Source organism: Sphingomonas sp. PvP018, from assembly GCF_017876865.1.
GTDB lineage: Bacteria > Pseudomonadota > Alphaproteobacteria > Sphingomonadales > Sphingomonadaceae > Sphingomonas > Sphingomonas aerolata.
The window spans coordinates 2322048-2345004 of sequence record NZ_JAGIOU010000001.1 but is presented as its reverse complement, the minus strand read 5'-3'; the positions used below and the strand labels follow the sequence as shown (position 1 = coordinate 2345004).

Below are 22957 nucleotides of genomic sequence, written 5' to 3'. Positions count from 1 at the left end.
GGCACGTTCGTTTCCCCATCGATCGGATTGTCCGTCCGCACCCTAACAAGGAGGTCAGACCGAAGTCCAACGCCGCTTGTGCATCATTCGTCTTCCCGACGATCCACCGCCGCATGCAGTCGGGCCACCGCATCGGTCAGCGGCGTACCGTTCCCCGTGGCGTCCGCGCCGCGGATCCTGTTGGTTCCCACGACGCGTCGCGCGGCGATTGCCGTCCTGGCTGCGCCCACCGTCACCGCCCGAGCGCGGTCCAGGGCTTCGGCGAGAGCCGTCTGCCCTTCGGCGACGAGGTCGTGGGTCGCGAGTGCCTGTCGCAGCACGAGGAGCTGCAACTGGATATCCCGCCGACGTTCGGACAGCGCCGCAACCACCTCCGTACGGAGCATCGTCGCGCGCTCCGGATCCTCCCGTGCGACCTCTCTCGCGACGGCGACCGCACCCCTATCCAGAAGGCCGATCAGCGTGAGGGCGTCCTCCAGGGCATCGTCGGTCTCCACGAGACGGCACCGGTCCCTTCGCAGCGTCATCGCCTTCCTCATCGCCGCATCGCGTTCCCGTTCGATGACCGCGACGAGGTCGGGGATCGGCATCGGCCTGCGCGTCGAGGCTCCTCCGAAGATCGACCATCGCTTCCTGGGGGGATCGCCGATCGCCTCGACTATGACGGCGAGCATCGCGAGCGCCTCGGAGTCCCGAGGCGCATCCTGCGTCGGAAGCCTCGCCGTCTCCCTAGTGCTCCTTTCGACAGCACTGCGCCCGAGCGCGGTCAGATCTGCCGTGATGGTAGCGATGTCGTGCCTGGCCCAGCCGCGTACCATGCCCGAGGCGATCGATCTCAGCCGACCGGCGCGGTCCACCGAAGTCCGCTCATCGTCCTCAGGTATCATTGGACAGTCGTAGCATCGAGTTCCAGCGCGTCCACAGCAACGGTTTCCCATCCGTCGATCGTCGTCTCCGTGTGAAAGCGTCCGCGGTCGATCGGAGGCTCCGATCTACGCCGTCCTGTCGATGATCAGACCGGCGGCAAGTCTCGATGATCCGTCCGATCCGAGGTTGAGAAGGCCATGAGCGTCATTGAAGGGGTTGGAGCCGGTACGATCGGCCTTAAGTTCGTTGAAGGTATCGGACGAACCATCGCTGTAGGATACGACGGTGATCTTCAGGGTTCCACTCTCGGAGACCTGCCGTCTGACTTCGACCCTTTCCCGGCTCGGGACCTTCCCCGTGCCGGCGGCGCCTCCACCGCGATCCGGATCTGTTGGTCCGCTGGCCTTCAGATCGGGCATGCTGCCGACCGCGGCGTCGGGGGCGGACGTAGCGCGGCCCAGGTCGAGTCCTTCCCTCTTGGATGGAGTTCCGAGCAGTCCTGTGATCGGTTCGGACGGCATGCTCTCGACCGTCGACGTGGGCGACGCCACGAACTACGGCATCGAATTGGGGGGGGCGCTTCCATTCGAGCGGCTTCACCGCCGACTTCGGAGCGACGCGGCAGGACGCTCGCCTGACTTCCGTCGCCCCGGGTCAATCGATCGGACGGGATCGTCGGCTGCCGGTGGTTCCCCATTTCGCGGCTCGGCTCGGCCTGACCCAGCGGTTTCGTCTTCGCGGTCTGGAGGCGAGCGTGCATGCCGATGCGCGATACGTGGGATCGACGCATCTGAGCTTCGATCCCGCCATCGACCGCCGATCGGGGGACTACGTCGTCGCAGGCGTCGGGACCTCGGTGCAGGACGGCTCCAGACGCTGGTCCATGGACGTCGAGAACCTCTTCGACGGGCACGGCAGCACCTTCGGATTCGGCAACCCCTTCACCCTGCGCGCTACCAATCAGACGGTTCCTCTCCGACCCCGATCTATCACGCTGCGTCTGGCCTTCGTTTTCTGATGCGGAAGCGTCGACGTGGTCCTGGACGCGGCGGTCGATCCGGTTCGTGCTGACGCGCAGGATTCTGGCTCGGCGCAAATGCCGATCGAGGGGGGGCTTTCGTCCGATCTGCGATTTCGCCACGAAGGTATGGGGAGAGGATCATAGCCTCGGGGCGGCCTTCGGACCGAGATCGCTCAATCATACTCGAAAGCACGAACTCGCACATCTCCGTACGTATCAGGCGAAGCTTGCGGTGCGGCTGACCCGCATCATCCGGCCTGAAGCGGTCCCTCGATGCCGCGAACGATCGCCTCGCGGTTTGACACGAACTTCCAAACCCTTTCAGACTTGGTCGGGACATCGGGGGAAGAGATGAGAAGCGCACTTCCATTCGTCTGGGCGTTCGCCCTGACTGCCGGCTGCTCGGAGAGTCCGGGCGGACGGAACGAACAGGTCGTCGAGACGGGACGAGCCTCCGAGGCGACCGCGCCGGAGACTATCGCATCGAAGGGCGGCTCCACGTTCACGGTCGTGCGGACGGCCCGCGATCGACCTTCGACGCTCCCCTCCAACGCCGACCTCAAGATGTCCGATGGCGATCTCGCGAAGTACGGCATGTCGCTCTGCGATGAGAACCTGTCGGATGCCGGAAAGCTGACGCGATGCGACGTATACGTGCAACCGGACAGGAGCGGCACGCTCGTCGGTTATGCCGTCGTGGGGCAGGGCGACAAGGGAACAAGCTTTCATACGGTCGCCGATCTCAGAGCCGCCGGCCACGGAGCCCGCTGCAGCTTCGGGGGAAGGATCGATCTCGAAGGCGCCATCGACGCATCCGGCGTTTTGGAAGGCCGCAACGCCTATTCGGCCTGGGAGAAGGAGCCGGGGAACTGGCTGATCTCACCCGAGGCCGCGACCGACGACGAGAACTTCGCGTCGGGCGTGTGGTACCTAAAGCGGAGCGGCGACAAGCTCCGCGTCACCCAGGAACGGTGGAATCCCTGCTATCCGGGCGGCACTGACGTCTACATCGACGAGGTCTTCTACCGCGCGGTGACGCTCACGAAGGCGGTGCCGAGCCGCTGACGGCTCCAAGGCATCCCCGCCAGAGTCGATGCGGCGTCGAGGCTCAGCGAACATCCAGTCCCAGTTCGCCGAGCAGCTGACCCGCCTGTTCCCGCGAGATCGTGGCTCCACGGAAGAGCCCTGCGTCGACGAGCCTCAGCCCACCCAGGTCGGCGCCGCGAAGATCCGCGCCTTCGAACCGCGATCCCGCCATCGCCGCGTCGCGCAGACTGCAGTTATCGAAGACCGAAGCCCTGAAGTCGCATCGTCGCAGATCGGCCTGTGAGAAGTCCAGTCTGGTCAGCGTCCGCCCGCGGAACGAGAAGCCCGTGAGTTTGGCGTCGATGAGCAGCGTCTCCGCGAACCGGGCATCCATCGCCCTCGCCTCCGACATGTCGACGCCGGTCAGCTTGCATCGTTCGAAGGACGCCGACGACAGGATCGATCGCCGCATCACGGCATTGTTGAGGTCGCTGGCGACGATCGTCGCGTCCGTCAGGTCCGCGCCGCAGAAGTCCGCAAAGGCGCCGCGGCAGGATCGCCAGGAGGACGCGTCCAGGCACGTCCCGCTGAAATTCGCTCCCCGCATGCTGCAACGCTCAAAGACCCAACCGTTCAGCTCGAGCCCGGACAGATCGGCGGCGTCCAGGTCGTAGTCCGACAGATGAACGGGGCCGTCGAATGCCATCAGTCCCATGACGTCGCTTCGAGTCAGCGGGCGGTCGCGATCCAGATCGGGAAGAAGAGGATCGGTCATGGGTCGGCATCCTACAGCGCGATGGAACCGTTGGAAACGCGACGGGGCTCGCCGCCGCCGGTTCAGTCGGATCGTAAGTTCGCAAGAAGTGAGGGCGTCACCCAGTCCGACTTCGTCTCCGCTACGTCCCGCGGCAGGATTGGCCTGGGATTTTCGTGGCCCCCTATGTGCGTCATCGGCCGGAGACTGTCCGAGAAGAGCTTCTCCAGCGACACCGGAAGGTTCGGGTCGGACCAGATCGCCTGAAGCGATCCCACGCGGCGCAGCGAGAAATGGAAGGCGCCTGCGGTGCCCTCCTTGAAGTCCGCCAGAAGCAGCAGGACGTGCGGGATGCACCAGGTCTCGACACCGGCATAGGACCATACGTCCATCCTGTCGGCCCTGGCGATCATCCTGCGGAACTTGTCGACGGGCAGTCCGCCCCGTCCGGCGCAAACCAGGCAGAAGGCGTAGGATGCGGCTAGGCATCCGTCTTCGAAGAAGGCGGCACGGATGCGCTTCCCCCGATCACGATCCATCACGGCGTCCCCGAACCAGCGCAGCCGATTGCTTCGTCGAGCCAACGAACAGTCCTCCAGGGGATCGAGATCCTCCGAGGCGGGAGGGTGACGGAAGCACGGGGTCGCAGACGGCGACGACAGGCCGTGAGGAATGACCTCCACTCGGCATTCCGGGCATCTCGGACGATGAAGCCCGTTGCGGCCGGCGTTGGAGATCCTCCCGTACGCCCCGATCGAGAGGATCAGGCCATCGACGGCCGCCTCATGCATTCGAGCTTCTCGATCCGTCCACCGACCGGAACCGCGGTGGCGCGACGGAGCGGGTGGGGAGCGGGCCATCGAGGATCGAGGGGACGTGGATCGCTCCCGCGTCGGCTGCGGGGGATGCAAGTCCTGAAGACCGCCCATCGAGCCAGCTGACGTACCCGTGGAACTGGGACCAACCCCGCGGCGTCAGGCTGAGGAGGAAGCGCCGTCCGTCGGATGCGTCCTGCATCCGTCCGACCAGTCCTTCCGTCTCGAGCAGCCGGACGTAGCGGAGCGCCGTCGTATGCGGGACATGCGACGCGATGCACGCCGAGGAGATCGATACGAGCCTCCCCGCCAAGCCCTCGACCGCCAGGTCGACGAAGATGTCCCATGCCGGATCGGTGAAGAACTTCGATTGCGCCGCGAACCTCCTGTTCCGCTCGCGTCGAGCGCCGGCGATGATGTCGACCAGGGCCCGCTGGGATGAGGTGAACGTCGCGCTCCCGTGGGATTCGCTCGGGATTACGGCATGCATCGATTTCGGTCCTTCTTTATTCCGAAGCGCTCCACGAGCGATCGGAGCCGTTCGCGCGAACGCGGGAGGCGTGCCGCCAGGTTCCGACCGCCAGGATCATCTGGACCGGCCAGCTCCAGACTGCGATCAGCAGGGCATACGCGACGCGGATGGTGTCCGGTGCGACGAGCTTCACCACGTGTGCGCCGACCGCGTCGAACTGGAGCGCGGCCACCAGAAGCGGCCATCCCCGATCCGCACGCCATGCAACGCCCATCAGCATGGCGAACAGCGCGACGTCCACGGCGAACACGTTCAGCTCCACGCCGTAGAAGCGCGACGGCAGTGGCGACCAGCTGAGCACCGTGGCGGTGTAGGCGAGAAGCAGTCCCGCACCGACGATCCGCTCCGGTGCGCCGCCTCTCCATAGTGCATATCCCGAGGTCAGGACGAGAAGAGCTGCGAAGGCGTACACACGGAGCATCACGTCGGCCTACAGGCCGGGCGGCCGTCGGACCACCGCTTCAGGCCGCCGAGACCACGGGAAGCGTCACGATCTCGGCGGAGGTGAAGGGGTTGTCGGTCGGAGGGCAGGGCGAACTGTCCCCGTACATGCGCTCGAGGCCCATCGAGCGGATCACCTCGGGGGTCGTCAGATGGGCCTCGCGCATGAGTTCGCGCGCCTGCTGCTGCGCCTTGATGGCCTCGAACATCTTGCCGATCATCTCGGCTCCCGTGGTCACCGACAGGCGGTTGTCGACCCGAGCGCGGAGCAGCGCCGCATAGCAGCTCGCCGAATCGGCGGCTGCGAGGTCGTTGGACGCCTCGGCCGAGCGGAACAGGGGAGTCACGGTCTCGACGGCGGAGCGGCGGTTCTGCAGCATCACATTTCTCCAACGCGCCGTTCGACGGCGCGACTAACGTTTGTAGGGTCCGTCGGAGATGTCGACGCCGTATCTCGTGAAGAGCCGGGCGACCAGATCGGCCGTTCCGACGAGCGCTCCACCGAGCACGACCACGACGAGGGCGAGGCCTATCACGATTCCAAGACGCTGGATCCCTGACAGGTGGTATCGGTTTCCCCTGACGGGAGCCTCGGGGACGTCCGTCGGCTCGACCGCCTCATCCATCGTCCCCGCTTCGGGAACGACCCCCAACGGCTTGGATACAAGCCGTTCGTGTCCCTCGATATCGACCAGGATGCGTGCCGCCTGCATCGAACGGGACACGCCGAGGATCCGACGTGCCTCGCGTAGGTGCTCGTTGACCGTATGCGGAGAGAGCGAGAGCCGCTTGGCGATCTCCTTGGCCTCCAGGTTGTCGTAGACCAGCCGCAGGCACTGCTTCTGACGCTCGTTGAGCAGGGAGGCGGAAGCTGGTTCGTTCACGGGGCGGCAACTGCCCCAGAACGAAGTGCTTTGCCAGCGGCGACGGGCGGAACGTTCCATCGAGGAGCGGTCGAGCCGCGTTGAAACGCCTTGGCCGACAGGTTCGCGACATGGACCGTCGACGAAGCGCGTCACGCGGCCGCACCTCCGACCGAATGAGCGACGTTCTCCGGGGCGGTCGGTACGGTTAGGCGCCGACGGCGGCGGTGCCAGCGCTCGATGGAAAATGAGAAGGGAGTCGAGACGAGCCGTGATCGGGAATGAAAAGGGAGGTTCCAGTGAACGAACGCATCCGCCTGTGGGCAGCCGGACCGTGCAGCGGGCCGAGTCGGGAACGGCCCGATCGATCACGAAGCGCGACGGGGCCGATGCCCTGCGGGAACGCATCGTCCTGGTGCGAGGCCGTGAGGAACGAAGGCGACCGATGGTTCGTCGAGCGGGTAGATGCGAAGGACCTGCCAACCCAAAGACGGAAAGATGACGATCCGGCCGCCGAAACGTCGTACGGACGCGATCCTCCACTTGCGGCGTGGGCGACGATCGTCCAAGATTCAGATCCGGTCTGCGGTGGTCGCGCCCGCATCCGACGCGTCAGCCAGCGTTTGGCAAGGGAACAACTACAATGAGCAAGGGACAGTCGGTGCGCCGTCTGCGTTCTGCCGGCGACGCAGAGCCCGAGGCCCTGCGGGACACCTTCACGGCGCTGATCCAGGAGGCCCACGATCAGCGCAACCGCCACGACTTCATCCGACCGGCGCGAGCCGTCCGGACCGAACAGATGAAGCACTTCGCTCCGGTTTCGGCTTCGATGCTGCCTGACGCCCTCCAGCCGCTGCTTCGCGAATCCACGCCGCGCAGGCGTCTCGCGGACATCGTGCTGCAGAAGGGCACGAGGGAGGACATGCGCGAGTTCGTCCTCGAGGTGTCGGAGACCGCGTTCCTGCGGTCTCACTCGCTCGAGCCGCGGCACACCATCATGCTCGTCGGTCCCCCGGGAACGGGAAAGACCAGCCTCGCCGAGGCCGTGGCCACCGAACTGGCCCTCCCCTTCCTCACCGTGCGCTACGAAGGCCTTGTGGGCAGCTACCTCGGGGAGACCGCCTCGCGACTGCAGCAGATCATCGACTACGTCTCCCATACGCCATGCGTCCTGTTCTTCGACGAGTTCGACAGCGTCGGCAAGGAGAGGGCGGACCAGCACGAGACCGGCGAGATCAAGCGGGTCGTCAGCTCCCTGCTGCTCCACATGGACGCTCTTCCGAGCCACTGCATCGTCGTGTGCGCGACGAACCATCCGGAACTCCTCGACCGCGCCGTGTGGCGGCGGTTCGAGGTCCGCATCGAACTTCCCAAGCCGGGCGTCGCCGAACTCCGCGAATGGTACATGCGCATGGACAAGGCGTTGGGTGGCCTCGGCCTCTCCGCTCAGGAGTTCGTGGGCATATTCCGTGGCGAAACCTTCTCGGAAATCGAGGCAGTTGTGCTCGACGCCAAGAGGAAGATGGTCCTATCCCGTGGCGTCATGGCGCCGGCCGAAGCCTTCAAGAAGGCGGTTTCGGGATGGGAGCGCCGTCGAAGCGTAGGGGGTGCGCCGGAAGTTGGCTCAGGGTCCGATCGTAAGAATGCTCCGCGAGCCCGCCGGGCTTCCGCGGAAGCCGGGGCGACGTCCGCACTTCCCGCCGGCGATCTCCTCTGACGACCAGTCCGGTCGCCTAGGCGAAGCCTTCGCACGCATGGAGGCCGGCGTCGCCGGAGCGCTCGGTGGATCCGCGGTAACCACGTCCCCGGCACAGGCCAGCCCCGATCGCGCCCTCGTGTTCGAAGTCATAGGTCCGGTCGCGAACTTCGTGAAGGCCGCGAGGTCGGTCGGACTGGAATGGCTCGGAGAGGACTACGATCTGGGGACCGCCGAGGACGACGAGGGGTCGGAGTACGTCGAAGCGGAGCAGAAGGGCGAGACCCCGCTCTACGTCACCATGCCGACGCTGGCGGGACTTCAGAAGGTCCTGTCCTTGTGGCGGCGCTTCATCGCGAAGGAGTCCTCGTCCTCGGAAACGACGATCTGGTGGCGCCTCTTCGGCTATCTGCACGACGTACGCCCGTGGTCCGCCAAGGACAGGATCGACCCGGGTCTCCAGGGTTACGTCGAGCGCATGCTCGAGCGGCATCCGGAACGCCCTGTCCGGCTGGAGCTGGACCTCTGGTTCCGCGAGGACGCTACGTTGCGAGCCGAAGCGAAGACCTACGTCGAGGCGCTGATGTCGAGCGTCGGCGGCAGGGTCCTCGACTTCGCGACCATCGATGCGATCCGCTATCAGGCCGCCCTCGTGGAGCTCCCCGGCGTGCAGGCCCGGACTCTCGCCGGACTCGACGGTCCCTTGGCCGAAGCGAACAAGGTCATGCGCGTGCGGCCGCAGTCGCTCTACCAGGCGGACGGGCGAGATCCTTCCGCCGAAACCAGCCCCGCCTCCCAAGGTCCCCTTCCGCAGGACGACCGTCCAGCCATCGCCGCTCTGCTGGACGGGTATCCCGTCGAGAACCACGATCTCCTCGCCGGCCGGATGACCGTACGCGAAGTGGAGGTCGGCGGGACCTCCGTACCGGTAGCCCGGCGCTTCCACGGAACTGCGATGGCGTCGCTGATCGTTCACGGAGATCTCGAAGAGAACGAGGCGCCGATCGAACGCATGCTCGTGGCGATCCCGATCCTCGCTGCTCCGCAGAACATGAGCCACGAGTGCACGCCGCCCGACAAGCTGCCCATCGCGGTAGTCCACCGCGCCATCCTGTCGCTGGTCGAGGCCAGGAAGCACGCCGACGACGCTGCCCGTCGGGTCGTGATCGTGAACCACTCGGTCTGCGACGGCGAGGCGCCGTTCGCCCGGCGTCCGAGCTTCTGGGCGAAGCTGCTCGACCACATGGCCCATGAGCACCGGCTTCTGTTCGTGATCAGCGCCGGCAATTCGCACGAGACGTTCGAACTCGACGCCTATACGAGCTCCCAGGAGTTCGCTTCCGCGCTTCCGGTCGAGCGCCAGGTAGTCCTGCTGCGCAGCCTCGAAGCCTCGAAGGGTACGCGCCTCATCCTCAGTCCCGCCGAGTCCATGAACGCCCTGACGGTAGGCGCCATCCATGCGGACGGCTCTTCGGGATGCCCGACGGGGCACGACGATCCGTACGCCGCCATCGGGGTCACCAATCTCGCCTCCAGCGTCGGACTCGGGATCAACCGCGCGATCAAGCCGGACCTCGTCGAGAACGGCGGGCGTCAGCTCGTCCGGACGCATGCGACCGATGACGTCGTCTCCGCTTGGGGGTACGAGCATCCCGACGTCGGGCAGAAGGTGGCGATGCCCGATCCCATCGTCGGCGTCACCGACAGGGCGGGGCGCTCCACCGGCACCAGCAACGCGACCGCGCTCGTGACCCGTGCCGCCATACGTCTGTCGGACATCGTGGAGGATCTGTTCGAGGAGAACGGTGACGACTGGGAGACCGCGGAGACCCGTGCCGTCGTACTGAAGGCCCTTCTGACGCATGGAGCCCGTTGGGGACCGACCGGCGCCCTGCTCGAGAACATCTATCCGGGACACTGGCAGCGGAAGCGCGAGGCGGTGTCTCGGTTCCTGGGATACGGAAAGCCGGATCACGCGAGGCTGATGGCCGCGGACGGAAGCCGGATCACGCTTCTCGCTGACGACCTGATCAGGGCCGACGTCCTGCACGAGTACAGGGTGCCCATCCCCAGGGCGATGCTCAACAACCGCGAACTGCGGCGGATAACGATGACGCTCGCCTGGAGCAGCCCGATCGATCCGATATCGCAGCGGTATCGCGGCGTGCTCGTCGAAGTGGTCGACGGCCAGGGGAAACGTGGGTTCTGGGACGGCGTCAAGGCGATCCCTCAGCCTAGCGCCTTCGCCGGAAGACGCGGAACGCTGCAGCACCTCGTCCTCGAGGACAGGAAGCTCGTGGCGGCGGTGGACGGCGGCGGCATCTTCGTCGGCGTCCAGGCCCGGGCGGACTTGGCGGCCTTCGCGAAGGCGGAGGTCCCGTACGCGCTGGCGATCACCCTCGAACTCGCCCAGCCCGTCCGGCAGGACGTCTTCCAGGACGTGCAGGCGCGCATACGCGCGAAGCGCATCAAGACCCGCGAGCGGGTACCGAACCGCGTAAGGACACGATGACATGGAAAGCAGCGACATCCTCGGGCTGAGGCCGCCGAAGGCCGTGATCGCCCATCTTCGCGAGATCGGCGACGACGACGCCGCGGACTACCTCTCGCAGATGACGCCGGGCGGCCAGATGTTCGGTATGAACTGGGGGGACGAGGTATGGGGACACACCGGCATGATCCTCGGCTACATCACCCCGGAGGAGGGGGACGAGCCGGGTATCATACAGAACGCCTCGACCATGACGCCGGACCCCGCCCTGAAGGGATCACGGATCAAGATCTCCCTCGACCGATTCTACGTGCATCGGTACCCGGGCCGGGGGAAGCACAAGATCCTTCTGGAGTTCACAGGCAAGAATCAGATCCACGGGGACGCCGAAGAACTGCGTTTCGCAGTCACTACGGAAGCCAACGATCGGGCCGGTGCCGCAGTGAGCGGCGTACCCATCTTCCTCGGCGCATCGGTGGGCCAGAACGGCATCTCCTTCGAGGGCAAGGCGATCAACGTCGTCAGCAGCGACGACGAAGCGCTCCTTTCGGCCCTGTCGAGCGGCCCCTTCAAGGAGGGCCTCTCCCTCCTCACGACCGCGCAACCCGCGCTGAAGCCGTTCGTCGGGTTGGCGCAGAGCGTGGTGGGCGCGGTGCTCAAGCGAAGCCGGAACACCGAGGTCCACTACTTCCGGCTCGGGCTCGACTTCGCCACTAGCCAGACCGCGGCGAAGCTGCGGCACGGCTCGTTCGTCGTGATCCAGGGGAACGAGGCGTCATGGTCCTGGCACGACGTCCGCTGGAACGCCGGGTCGCAGCAGATCGTGCGCCATCACGACAATCTGCCTATCGAGTTCAACTACATGATCTTCCGCGTCTCCCCGTACGATGACGACGAGGATTCCGGCACGACGCGTCCATGATCGATCAGGGATGCGTCGCGGCCGACGGTGATGACGCCCTCAATCAGATACGGTCGGTCGAGTAGGTCGCGTATGGTGACAGACCGCGCCTCGCGAATTCCGCCTCGATCGGACCGAGCAACGATTCCGGGCCGTCTTCGATGGCCTGGAAATAGATCGTCTGCATCTCGCAGGGGCGGATGTCGGGGAGGATCTCTGCGATCAGATTATGCGTCTGGCTGAAGGGCTGTGCGCCGTCGCGCATCGACTCGGGGGCATGTTCCATGCCTTCGGCATACCAGAACGAAAAGAGAACGAAAGATCTGATCGTGAAAATCCTTCGACGACGCGATCCCGATGGGAACCGAGCGGTCGCATCCCGCTCGCTCGGGCCTCGCGGGTCGAAAAACGCGGTCGCGGATCGGACGAATGGCGCCGGCCGCAGGGGAAGGCGCATATCGGCGGTGGAACCGCGGCTATCTCCTGCCGGGAGGCTTGTTCGAGATCGGGCCGGCGGTTGCCCGAAACGGCGATCATCTCACATCGAGGACGTCGGAGGGGTTCATGAGCGGTTGCGATCCCAGCATCTTCCTGCGACCAGCTTCGGACGATCCCTCGAAACATGCAGATAAGCTCAACGACGATGACCGCGAAGGACTGGTGCAAGGCGTGTCGTGCCCTTGCCGAAAGGCACGAGGCAGTCAGCGATCCGTCATCCGATGCGCTGAAGGACATGCTAGGCGAACTCTACGACACGATGCTTGCCGCGCCCTGGGCGATACGGGCCTCGTACGCCAGCATAGACGAAGCGAGGCTGGCCGCTGCTTCCGCCTCCCACCTCGCACGCGTCGAGCATGGCAGTCTCGCATGGGCGAACAGGGCCATCGGCGCCGACAGGTCGCTGATGGCGCTCGCGATCCAGATCAGGACGGTGGATGCGCTCCTCGAGAAGATGAACGACCAGGTGAACCGCAGACCTTCGCTGTCGGTCCGCGAATGGCGGACCACGGATCGGCGCCACTACGTGGTCCCCTCGCGGCGGGTCAGGGATCTCGGAAGCTCCGCAGGCGATGCGCTGTCCTATGGGCGCCGCGGCACCCTCCACCACCGGGTGATCCCGACCGTGATCGACGGCATGTCCGTCCGGATCGTCCCGGTCGGCCTGCTCGAGCCTGACGGCCGAGAAGCCGACGTCCATTTCGGCGCAGCGCTCTTTCCGGATCTGGCGCTGAAGACCGTTCCGACCCCGAAGGGTTTCCGGGCGAGCAGCGAGAGTCGTCCGGATCTGAGCGCGGCGATACTCGAACAAGTGAAGGCGCTGTCGTCGGCCCATGCCATCGTCTGGCCGGAACTGACGATCGACGACGGTGCGCTGGAGGCGGTATCGGCAGCGCTCGCATCCAGAGCCATGGACGACGGCGGAGCGTTGAACGCGGTCGTGGCCGGCTCATGGCACCGTCCCCGGCGGGACGGTCGGATCGGCAACGTCGCGCCCCTGCTCGACGGTACCGGCGAACGCATCGGAGAATACTCGAAGATCGTCCGGTTCCAGCACAGGAAGCTGGGAGCCGAGGACATAGCCAACGGCAACGAACTGGTAGTGCTGGTCTGCGATCGCTTCCTAGCGGCGGTGGCCATCTGCAAGGACTTCTGCGATCTCGGCGAGTCGCCGCCATGGGGTCTTCTGGACGTGGACGTCGTCCTGGTGCCGTCCATGGGCAACGGTTCGACCATGGCCGGGCATCTCGCAAATGCGGGACGGAACCGCATCCACGGCGACCAGCGCGCGCTCATCGTCCAGCAGGGACTGCCGGTGAAGGAGGAGGATCCAAAGGGTTTCGCGGTGATGGGAGACAGGACGCTGTCGTCGGATCCCTCGTCGTATCGGTGCGACGTGGGTTGGAGGCTGGGTTCGATCTAAAAACGCAGCAGGGCCTTACGCACCGGGGAAACTTGCGGCATATGTGAAGCATTGTGAAGCGAGACGCTGTGATTGAGATGAAAATGAACGCTCGTGAACGAACCACTCGGGAACTGGATGCTGGCCTGCTCGAGGGGCTTAGACGTCTGGAGACGGGCGACTGCGACGTCGTGGAGGCACGGGCGATCCTGAAGGAGATCACTTCGACGCATCGCGACGCCGAAGGCGCGAGCGAGGTCTTCGCCTCGCTGCGCTCTTGGATCGGCAGACTGCTGCGATCATCCGCCGGTGGACAGGAGCTGCGCGAATGGCACGCTCTCATGAAGGCTACGGCAGCCCAGTTCCGGGGCGATCTGCAGGAATGGTCGATTCGGATCAACGTCCTGTCCGACCTCGTCTTCGAACGGGCCGGAATGGCTGAGACGCGTTCCGCCGCCGAGGTCCTCGAGCGCCGCCATGCACGTCGCCTGCTCAATGCGATCGCGGGTGCCGGCTGCACCGGACGGGTGGAGAGAGCCGAACTCGGTCGGGTGCTTCATCTGGAGCAGGCGAACCTCACCCGGGTCTGCACGATGCTCCTCGACGCCGGCCTCGTGGCCCGTCACGAGGCCGGACGGACCGTGTCCTTCGAACTCACGGCGAGCGGCGCCATGCATGCCAGGGTCGTCGAGGAGGCAGGCGATTCGATCTCCGAAACGGATACCATCGACGCCGACGTCTGGAGCGGCATGGAGGGCGAGATGATCGACATGGTCGGGCGACCAACGTCCGAGGAGCCCGCGGCGGAATGGTCCCACTACCGGGAGCCGGAGACGGTCTGGAAGGACGCCGCCTGATGGCGAAGGTCCCCAGCCGAGGCCAGAAGATCGATCCGGGAGCGTACAACGACCTGGTGGCTCATGCCCGTCTGCAGAGCCTGCGACTGATCGACTCCAGGTTCGACATGAAGGCCACCGCGCTTGAAGAGAACCGAGACAACTGGGCGTACAAGGTCGGGGACGCGCTGTCGGACTGGCACCTGGACTGCGAGAACCTCACGCTTCGTGGGCAGTACGCCTACTGGGCGGGGTGCTCCGACGGCCGCCGCAAACCGGTCTCGCTCAAGGCTACGTATCTGGCCACGTACCGGCTGTCCCAAGGATGCGACGAAGAGCCAGCGATTGCCTACCTTCGCCGCGTGGGGCGGTTCTCGTGCTATCCGTACTTCAGAGCCCTCTTCAGCGTCCTCACCGAACAGGGCGGCCTGCATCTTCCACCGCTACCGGTGATCTCGGAACAACCCCGCTTCGTTCGGTGACGGACCCGGCGGCGGGATGCCGATCGCGGCACCGCCATGGCGATCACACCCTGCAAGCGGAACGGGACGCTCCCGTGGTCGAGTGGACGACCGGCCGGGAGCCGACGGGGCGGGGTCCTGTGCGATCACGCGGTGCCCGATCCGCAATCGCGCGACGGTCACATTCCTCCTTGCTGCACCCCGACCCATCCCGACCGAAGTTCGAATCCGCCGCCGTGTAGGTGATCCGGCTTGGATCCTGACCCCGTCCAATTGCGCAAGGCGCGTTGTTCGGGAGCACCGGCGGCATCATCCGCTCAGGGTGCACATGGGCCGCCCGTCGGGTCGGGACGGTGGAGAAGCTCCCGCTGTCAGTCTGCCGACTGTCGTTGCGGAGGCGGTCGGGGACTTGGACCGAACTGATCCGGTGGTGGGAAATGCTTGAGACTAGCGCAACGAACGTCGTCGTTGAGGCCATCGGCCGAAGCCTCGGCGAATCGAGCGAAGTGACCGTTCGCCGGGACGGCTTTCTGGTCATGCCGGACAAGGCCGCCGCGGCACGCTGCATCGGAACGACCGGTCGGGTCTTTCGAGCGGTGTTCGATGGATGGGGCACGGCCTTCGAAAAGCGGCGCATTGCAGTTCAGATCCTGGTGGATCTGAACTGGTGCGTCGACGAACTGGTTCTGTCCGTCCTTCAGCAGGCCGAGTTGACGTTTCGACATCAGGCGCATCAGCGAGTCCGGGCAGCGGCGTCGGGCATCATGTCGCCTCTCGACATGGACGCGTTCATGGACCGCCGTCGTCTCAGGATCGACATCGCGGCCGCCATAGCTCTGCGTGGGCAACTGGAATCCGATGCCGCCGTCATGTCCTGGATCGAGGACCAGCTCCGACTTGCCTCCGGGCAGATGCACACCCCGGGACAGAGGCCGTTGGCGCGCGTTCACGGCTTCGTTCTCGCGATCCCCTTCGCCTTGAACCCGATGGAACTCCCGACGGTCGCAGATGGCCGCAACGGACGTTCCCGGTGGCTGGACAACGAGATCAGCATATCGCCGTACACGGTCGAACAAAGAAAGGGCGCCTTTGCGGCTGCAATCCGGGTCCTGCAGGACACGCCTCTGGATGGAAGGCCGATAGTGACCGGATCGATCTGGCCGTGCGATGCAGCCGAGCGCGGGATCGCTCGAGCCGCTACCGGCAGCGGAGCGTCCGTCACGATCGATCCGAAGGATCTCCCTGAAAGGCGGGAGTGGAGGTTTCTTCTCGAACGTCGCCTCGTGGGCGTGGACGAAGTCTTCGATTGACTAAGGGCGAGGCTTGGTCGTCAACTGCATCATATGCAGCCTGTCACTACGCTGCTTTCTGTGTTCCATTATCCTGTCGACCAACTCCGGCTGATCGAACACGATCCGGCCCGTGCTGTCGATGATCTCGACTGCGTCATCGGCCGAATCCATGCTTTCGGAAGCCAAGCGGATGGCCGACTTCAGGCTGTCGATCCGCTCATCGGTCGCGTCCGACATGCCCGATCGAACCGTGTAAGGTGGTATTCCCGGCATTCGCGTTCCCCAATCCTCTCCCAACAACCATCTTCAAGTTGAAAAGAAACGATGTGGGTATCGGAGGCCCGGGACGTGATACCGGCCCCCCGATGGTGGACGGCGGCGAGTCCCGAGATAATCGTGCCACCTCGTTCATTCTTGAGCGATGGAAGCCACGGTTCGCGGGCGATCCGAGCACCGCCTCCTGCCGAACCGCGAGCAATGGCCGATCCGAAGCAGCATCGTCTCATTCGGCACCGCCGGAAGACGCTGTTGATCCGGGTCGCCTAGACGACAGCCGATCGCACGCGTCAGGAATACGGGCCTGGTCCGGATGGCCTTGCATCCGCTCCCAGGCACAGGACCGTCTCGCGGAGATACGGTTCAACGACGCGGCTCCAATCGGCACGAGCGTCCACGAACGCCATGAGTCGAGCGCTGACCTCTACCGGGTTGGCGGAGGCCGTGAAGTCGGCGTTCGTACGCCAGGCGCTTCGGGTGTCGGCGCCGCCATGTCGACCCGGATCCTGATGCGAGTAGGAATGAAACTCCACTATGCGCCCCTGCGGGCATCCGGGGCATCTGAGGTCAAGCGCGTCATGTCGGCTCCTCGTCTGTGGAGAACCCGGGATCAATCTGAAACCGCGCCGTGTCAACATCTTTGAGACGACCGCCGGTCCAACCCGGATGTCCGGAAATCGATCGCCGGAAATACCGGATCGGAAGCCGAACCGGCCGACCGGTCGTGACTCCGGAGTACCGCGATTGGTCCCCGGTGCACCTGAGAACAGGTGGCGAACGCTAGGGCCGGGGTTCACTTTGAGGTCCGGGCAGCCCGGATCCTCCGGGCGCCTTCTGAATGACCCGTCCGGGTCAATTTCTCGATGGAGGACTACATGGAAGACGACCAGATGCCGTTCGGCGACGCCGAGTTCGCCGACAACGCCGAACAGCGGTGCGCATGCATCCTACTGCTCGACACGTCCGCTTCGATGCAGGGCGATGCGATCGACCAGCTCAACAAGGGCCTCGCCGCGTTCGGCAGCGAACTGGCGGAAGACCGTCTCGCGGCCAAGCGCGTCGACATCGCGGTGCTCACCTTCGGCGGCAAGGTCGAGACGGCCTGCCAGTTCGGTGCCGTTGAGACGTTCCAGCCGCCGCTGCTTGCAGCCAAGGGCGGCACCCCGCTGGGCGAGGCCGTCGAGCGGGGGCTGGATCTGCTCGAGGCGCGCAAGTCGCAGTACCGGGAGAACGGGATCCCCTACTTCAGGCCATGGGTTTTTCTGATCACGGACGGGGCGCCGACCGACAAGTGGGAGCGCGCCGCTCGCCGCATCGCCGAGGGCGAGCACCGCAAGCAGTTCGCGTTCTATGCGGTCGGCGTCGATCAGGCCGACATGGACATGCTCGGCGAATTGTCGGTCCGCACCCCCCTCCGCCTGAACGGGCTCGCCTTCGCCGAACTGTTCCGCTGGCTTTCCAGCTCGCTCAGTTCGGTGTCCCGGTCCAACCCGGGCGAGGCCGTGCCCCTGGAGAACCCCGCTGCGCCCGGCGGCTGGGCCACGGTGGATTGAGCACCATGACCGGATGGACCTGGGCGGCCGCGTCCTGCCGCGGAACCGCGCACGAGCGCTGCGTGGAGCCGCGGCAGGACGCATTCCGCATCGCCGGCCCCGTAAACGACGGCGACTTCCTCGCCGTCGTCGTCTGCGATGGTGCGGGCAGCGCTTCGCACGGCGGGGCCGGCGCCAGGATCGCGGCCTGGACGCTGACGTCCTGCGCCCGGACCTGGCTCCGCGCGACTGGCAGGCTGCCCGCCGCCGACGCTGCGGCGTGCTGGATGCTGCTCGCCCGCGAGCGTATCGCTTTCGCCGCGGAGAAGCGGGGACTCGATCCCCGTGACTTCGCGACCACGGCGGTCGTCGTCATCTCCGACGGCGTCTCGACGTTCACTGCGCACGTCGGCGACGGCGCGGTGGTCGCCAGGCTCGCCTCTTCAAGCGAATGGATCTCGCTGAGCTGGCCGGAGCAGGGCGAGTTCGCGAGCATGACCCGCTTCCTCACCGACGAGACCGGCCTCTCGCTGCGCGTCGCTCGGCACGACGATCCGATCGACCGTCTGGCCGTGATGAGCGACGGTCTGGAGCGGCTCGCGCTCGACTTCCGTGCCTGCGCACCGCACGCCCCATTCCTGGAGCCGATGGCGGCCCCCCTGGCCGCATGCGGTACCGTTGGGCAGGATCGTCATCTGTCGAAGGTGCTGTCGACCTATCTCGCCAGCGATCGGGTCAACGAACGCACCGACGACGACAAGACGCTCGTCCTCGCGGCCCGCTCGTGACGGTGGCCTACCGCAACTCGTCCGGCACCCTGATTCCGGCGCATCGGCTGGGGCGCGGCGGTGAGGGCGAGGTGTTCGCGTTGGCGGACGGCTCGCCCCGTGCCCTCAAGATCTACGCGTCTCCCGACGCCGAACGCGAGGCCAAGGTGCTGTCGATGGTAGTGGCCGGCCTCGCACGCCGATGCCCCGGCGTCGCGTTCCCCACAGCGCCCGCGTACGCGCTCGACGGCTCCTTCGCCGGTTTCGTAATGCCGCTGGTCAGGGAGGGCCATCAGATCCATGAGCTCTGCTCGCCGGGTTCCCGCCGGCGCGAGTACCCGAACGCGGACTGGCGGTTCCTCGTGCGAACCGCCGTCAACACGGCGCGCGTCATGGAACGCGTCCATGCCGCCGGGGCCGTCGTCGGGGACGTCAACGGCGCGGGCGTTCTGGTGTCGAGGCGCGCGGTCGTGTCGCTGATCGACGCCGACAGCTTCCAGTGTGGCACCGAGCATCTCTGTCGCGTCGGCGTCCCGGAATTCACGCCGTCGGAACTGCAGGGCAGAAGCCTGACGGGCGTGACCAGGACGGTCGACCACGATGCGTTCGGACTTGCGGTCCTTCTGTTCCAGCTCCTGTTCCTCGGTCGGCACCCCCATGCCGGCGTACCGAAGGGACGCGACCTGCCGCTGGTCGAAGCCATCGCTCAGAACTGCTTCGCCTACTCCCGGATCCAGTCCGTCAGGCTCGTTCCGCCCCGGGGCACGCTCCTGTTGAGCGATCTGCCGCTCGGACTGGCGACGCTCTTCGAACGAGCGTTCGCCGGCCACGGTCGTCGTCCCCTGCCGCATGAGTGGATCGCCGAGCTGGAGCGGCTGGAGGCGGCGATCGTCCCCTGTACCCGCAAGGAGGGACACCACGTGCCGACCGCGACCGGAAGCTGCCCCTGGTGTCGGATCGAACGCACCACCCGCACCCCGGTCTTCGGTCCCGGTACGCCCGTCGCGTCCCGTCGAACGTCGGCAGTGCCGGTGTCGGCGAGCCATGGCCGCTCGAAGGCCGCGCGGGTGGTCGCGCGCGCGAAGGCGGAGGCGGGCGAACACGTCCGTCCGCGCGTCAAAATGCGCATGCCGGCGGCCAGCGGCTTCGCCGCCAGCGCGCTCGTCAGGCTCGGCGTGCCGACGGGGCTGGGCGTCGGCCGCAGGTCGGTCCTGCCCGCCGACACGAACCTGGCGAAGGGATACGTCGCTACACATCGGAGAGCCCGCCGTGCCATGGACAACGCCGTCGATGACTGGCGCACTCGGATCGGCGCGTGGACGGTCGCCAGGTCCGCGGAGATTCTTGCGACCGAAGCGCTGGGTAGCGGCGCCATGACGATCGACGCCGACCGTGCGATCGCTCGGGTCAGCGGCCGCCTGCGCGACCGATTGGTCGCGGACGAACTGAGCCGACTGCCCCTGTCGGCCGCACGCGTTCCCGGCTTGGGAGACCGCGGCGTCGCCAGGCTCGCGGCAGCGGGCATCACTCGTGCCGCCGACCTCTCCCGTGCGGCGCTCGAGGCCGTGCACGGCGTGGGAGAGCGGGGGATCGTATCGCTCCTCCTCTGGCATGCCTGCACGGCGGTTGAGATCGGAACAATGGTCAGACTCGATCCGGCCGCAGTAGCCGCCGCGGTCGAGGATATCCGAAGGCGATCGCTCGAGAAGGAGGCGGACCGGGAGCGAAGGCTGGTCCGTCTTGCAAGCGAGCTGGACGTCGCTCTCGACGATCTCGCCTCGCGCGCCAGCCTTCCGGATCGACGCCTGGAAGAAGCGATGCGCGAATATCAGCAGACCCGGGCCGACCTGCACCACCTCGGTCTGCGGAAGGACGGCACCGCCGTGCCCCTGGCCTCCAACGCTTCGAAACCAGCGCAGAAGCGCCATGGCGCTGCACGGGCGGCTTGCCCGGTCTGCGGCGGGCCGATGGTGCGCAGGTGGCCCAAGAGCGGCGCTTCGTCGAACGGCTCCTTCCTCGGTTGCCTGAGCTATCCGGCCTGTACGGGCGCCCGTCAGCTCAAGCCGCGCACACCATGAGCCCGAAGGGACGGCGTGTCGAGCGACGCGACTTCCATCGACGACGCGTTATCCGACGTGATCGTCCCTGAGCGGCACGGATCAGTCGAACGAACAGACCGCATCGGTTGGCGGGCGTTCGGCAGCGGCTGAGGCCGACGGCAATGCAGTTCCGAAAACGGACGGGTGGAGGGCCGATACTCGGCCGAGAGGAGAAGATGAAGAGGGAAGGGGTGAACGGCCTTTCCGCCGATGATGGTGGGAGCAAATGCGTGAAGATCAAGAACGTGAAGGGCCCGCCGGGTGTCGAAGAGGCCCAGCGTCGGGCGAGGATACTGGAACGCTACAATGCGATCGAGCGTCCCGACGCGGACGACGACGCCGCCGCCGCCGCAGAACTGGGAATGTCCATCGACCGCCTGATCCGATTGGCGACGGCGTGGAGACGATACCGGCGGGAGACCCTGCTGGTGGGACAGACGGCTGCACTGGCACGGGAGGGCGGTGCCGCCCGTCAGGACGTGATGGCCGAAACGATCGATCTCGATCTGGTGCGACCCGAACAGCGTGACGAGATCCTGCGACGCATCCGGATCATGCAGCGCCACATAGCCGCGGCAGAGGTCGGACAGGGTGATGAGGTGGTCGCCGCGCAAGCGATCGGCGTTTCGACGGTGCGGTTCCGAGAACTCCTGAAGAACTGGAGGCTTCACGCCAGGCCCGAGGCGCTGCCGGGGGCCACGCGTCGCAGCACACCCTGGCGACGCCAACCGGACCGTGCACGGCGTCAGGACCTTCTGCGAGTTGCTCTTGGCAATGCCGATCCGGGCACGAGTCTGCGGTCGGTGTACGAAGCGTTCCGTGCCGCGTGCGTCGTAGAGAACATCAAGCCACCAAGTCTGCCGCGTTTCTACGGGATCGTGCAAACCTTGCGCGATGCCCTCACCGATGACCGATGACCGGTCGTCGAGCCAACGCGTCTGGCACCGACGCGTGTCCGGATAAGATCGTGGCGAGCGAAGCGGAACGGGGATCGTGCCCCTGCGGCTTCGCGCCCGTGCCCCGGCAACGGCCGCTCCTGCCACCGAAACATCATTGCCGCCCCGACGACCCCCATGATGCTGCCGTCTCGTCGAGGGCCGGAACGGTGATGCGGAGTCCACATGTCGTCAGCCGTGGGCGACAGCGCACGCCGGCTCAGCATCATCAGTCGTGGAACCCGTGGTCGGGGTTCACGGCGGCCTCGAAGTACGAGGGCAGAGCGTCTAGATCGCCGATCGATTCCGAAACTACGGCGAGTACGCGCGCGACCGACCGCCTGGCCTGATCGAGCAGTTCGCCCGACGATGGGGCCGCCGGCGTCGCCGCGATACGCCGACGGTTGTGCTCCGCGACCGCATCCATGAGCATTATGCTCATTGATGCGGTGTATTCGGGAATCCGTGCCTTGCGCCCATTGCGGTAGCTGATCTCGTCGTCACGTTCGCCGGCGCCGATCCATACCGAACCCAACCTTTCGCCGAGCGTCCGCACCGCTGCCCGTCCGAGCCCCCGATCGTCGACCACGCAGGTGATTCCGGCGTCGCTGAGACGACGTGCCAGAACGCTGCCGCCCTCAGCGTCGTTCCGTTGCGGGTTCAGGACCACGACCGGTTCACCACTCGCCGCCGACAGGCCTTCAAGCTTCATGTCGCCGAGACTGCCCCAGGCGTCGTCGGCCGCATGAACGAACCCCCAGGACCGCGACCGGCTCGTGGCCTCCGCCGCTCCCAGGACGAGACCGGTTCCATGGTCGATCACCACGTACAGCCGCATGCGTTCGCCGTCCGTCGCCGCGTCGAGCCCGACGCTGTCGAACAGCAGTTCCGCGCCGAACGCTCCGGCCGGAGCGCTCCGCTTGGCCTCCAACCAGAGCCTCCGTACCGCCGAATAGGAGATCGGCGGGACGCCGGCCGCGTCGAGACGTCGAACGAGAGCCATAATGCTCGTGCCCGGATCATCCCGAAGCACGTCCTGGATCAGCAGGGCCGTCGCCTTTCGAGCGTCCGGCGCTAGCCGCGCCGAACGCGTATGCTTCTCGGACGCACGCGCGCCGAGGCTGGCGATGCTGCGCGACGCCCGCCAGTCCGCGGCTACGGCGTAGAACCGCGGCTTGCTCAAGCCCGCCGCCGCCGCGGCCTCAGCGACGTTCGAACGTCCCTGCTCACTCTCGCGGATCCAACGCGCGACAGCTCGAAGCCGCCGGGCGACCACGCCTCGCATGCTCGTCGAAAGGCGGCCTGCGAGCACGAGTTCGCTTTCGGGCACTCCCGTCGGCCATGTATCTTCCAGAGCCGTGTTCAGCTCGTCGTGGAGGTCGGTCATGCCCGACGACTAGGGCGGTTCCACCCTATGGTCAAAGATTCTGCCGTTGATCCAAGATTGTACTG

General features: G+C 66.1%; 24 protein-coding genes. 13 read left to right on the top strand and 11 right to left on the bottom strand.

Going from position 1 to position 22957, the window contains the following annotated elements; translation table 11 throughout:
- Positions 1-83: 83 nt before the first annotated feature.
- Positions 84-887, bottom strand: coding sequence for a toxic anion resistance protein (locus tag J3A66_RS10320; protein ID WP_209568702.1), 804 nt, complete (start codon positions 885-887; stop codon positions 84-86).
- A gap of 105 nt (positions 888-992) precedes the next feature.
- Positions 993-1388 carry a hypothetical protein gene (locus J3A66_RS10315; protein ID WP_209568700.1) on the bottom strand — a complete coding sequence of 132 codons (396 nt, stop codon included), beginning with the start codon at positions 1386-1388 and terminating at the stop codon, positions 993-995.
- 164 nt (positions 1389-1552) lie between these two features.
- Between J3A66_RS10315 and J3A66_RS10310 the strand changes: the two genes are divergently transcribed.
- Both J3A66_RS10310 and J3A66_RS10305 read left to right on the top strand, forming a co-directional pair.
- Entirely contained in the window at positions 1553-1885 is a 333-nt protein-coding gene (locus J3A66_RS10310) for a hypothetical protein (RefSeq protein WP_209568698.1), read from the top strand.
- Positions 1886-2161: 276 nt separating this feature from the next.
- The gene (locus J3A66_RS10305; RefSeq protein ID WP_209568696.1) at positions 2162-2953 is read left to right on the top strand and encodes a hypothetical protein; all 792 of its coding nucleotides are present in this window, start codon (positions 2162-2164) and stop codon (positions 2951-2953) included.
- A 43-nt stretch (positions 2954-2996) separates the two neighbouring features.
- Here J3A66_RS10305 and J3A66_RS10300 read toward each other — a convergent pair whose 3' ends face one another.
- From J3A66_RS10300 to J3A66_RS10275, 6 genes are all read right to left on the bottom strand, one after another.
- Positions 2997-3689, bottom strand: coding sequence for a pentapeptide repeat-containing protein (locus J3A66_RS10300; RefSeq protein ID WP_209568694.1), 693 nt, complete (start codon positions 3687-3689; stop codon positions 2997-2999).
- 62 nt (positions 3690-3751) lie between these two features.
- Positions 3752-4459, bottom strand: a complete 708-nt coding sequence (locus tag J3A66_RS10295) for a hypothetical protein (protein ID WP_209568692.1) — start codon at positions 4457-4459, stop codon at positions 3752-3754.
- Positions 4452-4973, bottom strand: a complete 522-nt coding sequence (locus tag J3A66_RS10290) for a winged helix DNA-binding protein (protein WP_209568690.1) — start codon at positions 4971-4973, stop codon at positions 4452-4454. Before J3A66_RS10290 ends, J3A66_RS10295 begins: the two co-directional genes overlap by 8 nt.
- Positions 4974-4989: 16 nt before the next feature.
- Positions 4990-5436: a hypothetical protein gene (locus tag J3A66_RS10285; RefSeq protein WP_209568688.1), complete on the bottom strand. Its 447-nt coding sequence runs from the start codon at positions 5434-5436 to the stop codon at positions 4990-4992.
- 40 nt (positions 5437-5476) lie between these two features.
- Complete coding sequence (locus J3A66_RS10280; protein WP_209568686.1) at positions 5477-5836, bottom strand: hypothetical protein; 360 nt, start codon at positions 5834-5836, stop codon at positions 5477-5479.
- A 33-nt stretch (positions 5837-5869) separates the two neighbouring features.
- Positions 5870-6475 (bottom strand): helix-turn-helix transcriptional regulator, encoded by a 606-nt coding sequence (locus tag J3A66_RS10275; protein WP_209568685.1) that lies wholly within the window; start codon positions 6473-6475, stop codon positions 5870-5872.
- Positions 6476-6962: 487 nt separating this feature from the next.
- On the opposite strand from J3A66_RS10275, the gene J3A66_RS10270 reads away from it, so the two are divergent.
- From J3A66_RS10270 to J3A66_RS10260, 3 genes are read left to right on the top strand one after another with little or no spacing between them, the layout of a single operon-like run.
- Positions 6963-8036 carry an ATP-binding protein gene (locus J3A66_RS10270; protein ID WP_209568683.1) on the top strand — a complete coding sequence of 358 codons (1074 nt, stop codon included), beginning with the start codon at positions 6963-6965 and terminating at the stop codon, positions 8034-8036.
- Positions 8037-8073: 37 nt separating this feature from the next.
- A complete protein-coding gene (locus J3A66_RS10265; RefSeq protein ID WP_209568682.1) occupies positions 8074-10527 on the top strand; it encodes a S8 family peptidase in 2454 nt (817 codons plus the stop codon).
- Position 10528: 1 nt separating this feature from the next.
- Complete coding sequence (locus J3A66_RS10260; RefSeq protein ID WP_209568680.1) at positions 10529-11428, top strand: hypothetical protein; 900 nt, start codon at positions 10529-10531, stop codon at positions 11426-11428.
- Positions 11429-11471: 43 nt separating this feature from the next.
- Here the strand turns inward: J3A66_RS10260 and J3A66_RS10255 are convergent, their stop codons facing one another.
- Positions 11472-11693, bottom strand: a complete 222-nt coding sequence (locus J3A66_RS10255) for a hypothetical protein (RefSeq protein WP_209568678.1) — start codon at positions 11691-11693, stop codon at positions 11472-11474.
- 357 nt (positions 11694-12050) lie between these two features.
- Between J3A66_RS10255 and J3A66_RS10250 the strand changes: the two genes are divergently transcribed.
- The 4 genes from J3A66_RS10250 (at position 12051) to J3A66_RS10235 (ending at position 15914) form a co-directional block, all read left to right on the top strand.
- Entirely contained in the window at positions 12051-13328 is a 1278-nt protein-coding gene (locus tag J3A66_RS10250) for a hypothetical protein (RefSeq protein ID WP_209568676.1), read from the top strand.
- Positions 13329-13396: 68 nt separating this feature from the next.
- A complete protein-coding gene (locus tag J3A66_RS10245; protein WP_209568674.1) occupies positions 13397-14164 on the top strand; it encodes a hypothetical protein in 768 nt (255 codons plus the stop codon).
- On the top strand, positions 14164-14625 hold the full coding sequence (locus J3A66_RS10240; RefSeq protein ID WP_209568672.1) for a hypothetical protein: 462 nt from the start codon (positions 14164-14166) through the stop codon (positions 14623-14625). The genes J3A66_RS10245 and J3A66_RS10240 overlap by 1 nt, the downstream gene beginning before the upstream one ends.
- A gap of 416 nt (positions 14626-15041) precedes the next feature.
- The gene (locus tag J3A66_RS10235; RefSeq protein WP_209568670.1) at positions 15042-15914 is read left to right on the top strand and encodes a hypothetical protein; all 873 of its coding nucleotides are present in this window, start codon (positions 15042-15044) and stop codon (positions 15912-15914) included.
- On the opposite strand, the gene J3A66_RS10230 is transcribed toward J3A66_RS10235, so the two are convergent.
- A complete protein-coding gene (locus J3A66_RS10230; RefSeq protein ID WP_209568668.1) occupies positions 15915-16133 on the bottom strand; it encodes a hypothetical protein in 219 nt (72 codons plus the stop codon).
- Between the two features lie 914 nt (positions 16134-17047).
- Here J3A66_RS10230 and J3A66_RS10225 point away from each other — a divergent pair.
- From J3A66_RS10225 to J3A66_RS10210, 4 genes are all read left to right on the top strand, one after another.
- Entirely contained in the window at positions 17048-17725 is a 678-nt protein-coding gene (locus J3A66_RS10225; protein WP_245336788.1) for a VWA domain-containing protein, read from the top strand.
- A 5-nt stretch (positions 17726-17730) separates the two neighbouring features.
- A complete protein-coding gene (locus J3A66_RS10220) occupies positions 17731-18492 on the top strand; it encodes a PP2C family serine/threonine-protein phosphatase (protein ID WP_209568664.1) in 762 nt (253 codons plus the stop codon).
- Positions 18489-20549: a topoisomerase DNA-binding C4 zinc finger domain-containing protein gene (locus J3A66_RS10215; RefSeq protein WP_209568662.1), complete on the top strand. Its 2061-nt coding sequence runs from the start codon at positions 18489-18491 to the stop codon at positions 20547-20549. The genes J3A66_RS10220 and J3A66_RS10215 overlap by 4 nt, the downstream gene beginning before the upstream one ends.
- A gap of 251 nt (positions 20550-20800) precedes the next feature.
- Positions 20801-21487 carry a hypothetical protein gene (locus J3A66_RS10210; RefSeq protein WP_209568660.1) on the top strand — a complete coding sequence of 229 codons (687 nt, stop codon included), beginning with the start codon at positions 20801-20803 and terminating at the stop codon, positions 21485-21487.
- 247 nt (positions 21488-21734) lie between these two features.
- Here the strand turns inward: J3A66_RS10210 and J3A66_RS10205 are convergent, their stop codons facing one another.
- The gene (locus J3A66_RS10205) at positions 21735-22892 is read right to left on the bottom strand and encodes a hypothetical protein (RefSeq protein WP_209568658.1); all 1158 of its coding nucleotides are present in this window, start codon (positions 22890-22892) and stop codon (positions 21735-21737) included.
- Positions 22893-22957: the final 65 nt, after the last annotated feature.

What these genes read in the sequence shown, in the direction of transcription:
- J3A66_RS10270 (WP_209568683.1), top strand. Translation starts at nt 6,963, where the DNA reads ATGAGCAAGGGACAGTCGGTGCGCCGTCTGCGTTCTGCCGGCGACGCA.
- J3A66_RS10240 (WP_209568672.1), top strand. Translation starts at nt 14,164, where the DNA reads ATGGCGAAGGTCCCCAGCCGAGGCCAGAAGATCGATCCGGGAGCGTAC.
- J3A66_RS10300 (WP_209568694.1), bottom strand. Translation starts at nt 3,689, where the DNA reads ATGACCGATCCTCTTCTTCCCGATCTGGATCGCGACCGCCCGCTGACT.
- J3A66_RS10250 (WP_209568676.1), top strand. Translation starts at nt 12,051, where the DNA reads ATGACCGCGAAGGACTGGTGCAAGGCGTGTCGTGCCCTTGCCGAAAGG.
- J3A66_RS10280 (WP_209568686.1), bottom strand. Translation starts at nt 5,836, where the DNA reads ATGCTGCAGAACCGCCGCTCCGCCGTCGAGACCGTGACTCCCCTGTTC.
- J3A66_RS10260 (WP_209568680.1), top strand. Translation starts at nt 10,529, where the DNA reads ATGGAAAGCAGCGACATCCTCGGGCTGAGGCCGCCGAAGGCCGTGATC.
- J3A66_RS10220 (WP_209568664.1), top strand. Translation starts at nt 17,731, where the DNA reads ATGACCGGATGGACCTGGGCGGCCGCGTCCTGCCGCGGAACCGCGCAC.
- J3A66_RS10205 (WP_209568658.1), bottom strand. Translation starts at nt 22,892, where the DNA reads ATGACCGACCTCCACGACGAGCTGAACACGGCTCTGGAAGATACATGG.
- J3A66_RS10265 (WP_209568682.1), top strand. Translation starts at nt 8,074, where the DNA reads ATGGAGGCCGGCGTCGCCGGAGCGCTCGGTGGATCCGCGGTAACCACG.
- J3A66_RS10255 (WP_209568678.1), bottom strand. Translation starts at nt 11,693, where the DNA reads ATGGAACATGCCCCCGAGTCGATGCGCGACGGCGCACAGCCCTTCAGC.
- J3A66_RS10230 (WP_209568668.1), bottom strand. Translation starts at nt 16,133, where the DNA reads ATGTCGGACGCGACCGATGAGCGGATCGACAGCCTGAAGTCGGCCATC.
- J3A66_RS10315 (WP_209568700.1), bottom strand. Translation starts at nt 1,388, where the DNA reads ATGCCGTCCGAACCGATCACAGGACTGCTCGGAACTCCATCCAAGAGG.
- J3A66_RS10225 (WP_245336788.1), top strand. Translation starts at nt 17,048, where the DNA reads ATGGAAGACGACCAGATGCCGTTCGGCGACGCCGAGTTCGCCGACAAC.
- J3A66_RS10320 (WP_209568702.1), bottom strand. Translation starts at nt 887, where the DNA reads ATGATACCTGAGGACGATGAGCGGACTTCGGTGGACCGCGCCGGTCGG.
- J3A66_RS10305 (WP_209568696.1), top strand. Translation starts at nt 2,162, where the DNA reads ATGCCGCGAACGATCGCCTCGCGGTTTGACACGAACTTCCAAACCCTT.
- J3A66_RS10235 (WP_209568670.1), top strand. Translation starts at nt 15,042, where the DNA reads ATGCTTGAGACTAGCGCAACGAACGTCGTCGTTGAGGCCATCGGCCGA.
- J3A66_RS10285 (WP_209568688.1), bottom strand. Translation starts at nt 5,436, where the DNA reads ATGCTCCGTGTGTACGCCTTCGCAGCTCTTCTCGTCCTGACCTCGGGA.
- J3A66_RS10290 (WP_209568690.1), bottom strand. Translation starts at nt 4,973, where the DNA reads ATGCATGCCGTAATCCCGAGCGAATCCCACGGGAGCGCGACGTTCACC.
- J3A66_RS10295 (WP_209568692.1), bottom strand. Translation starts at nt 4,459, where the DNA reads ATGCATGAGGCGGCCGTCGATGGCCTGATCCTCTCGATCGGGGCGTAC.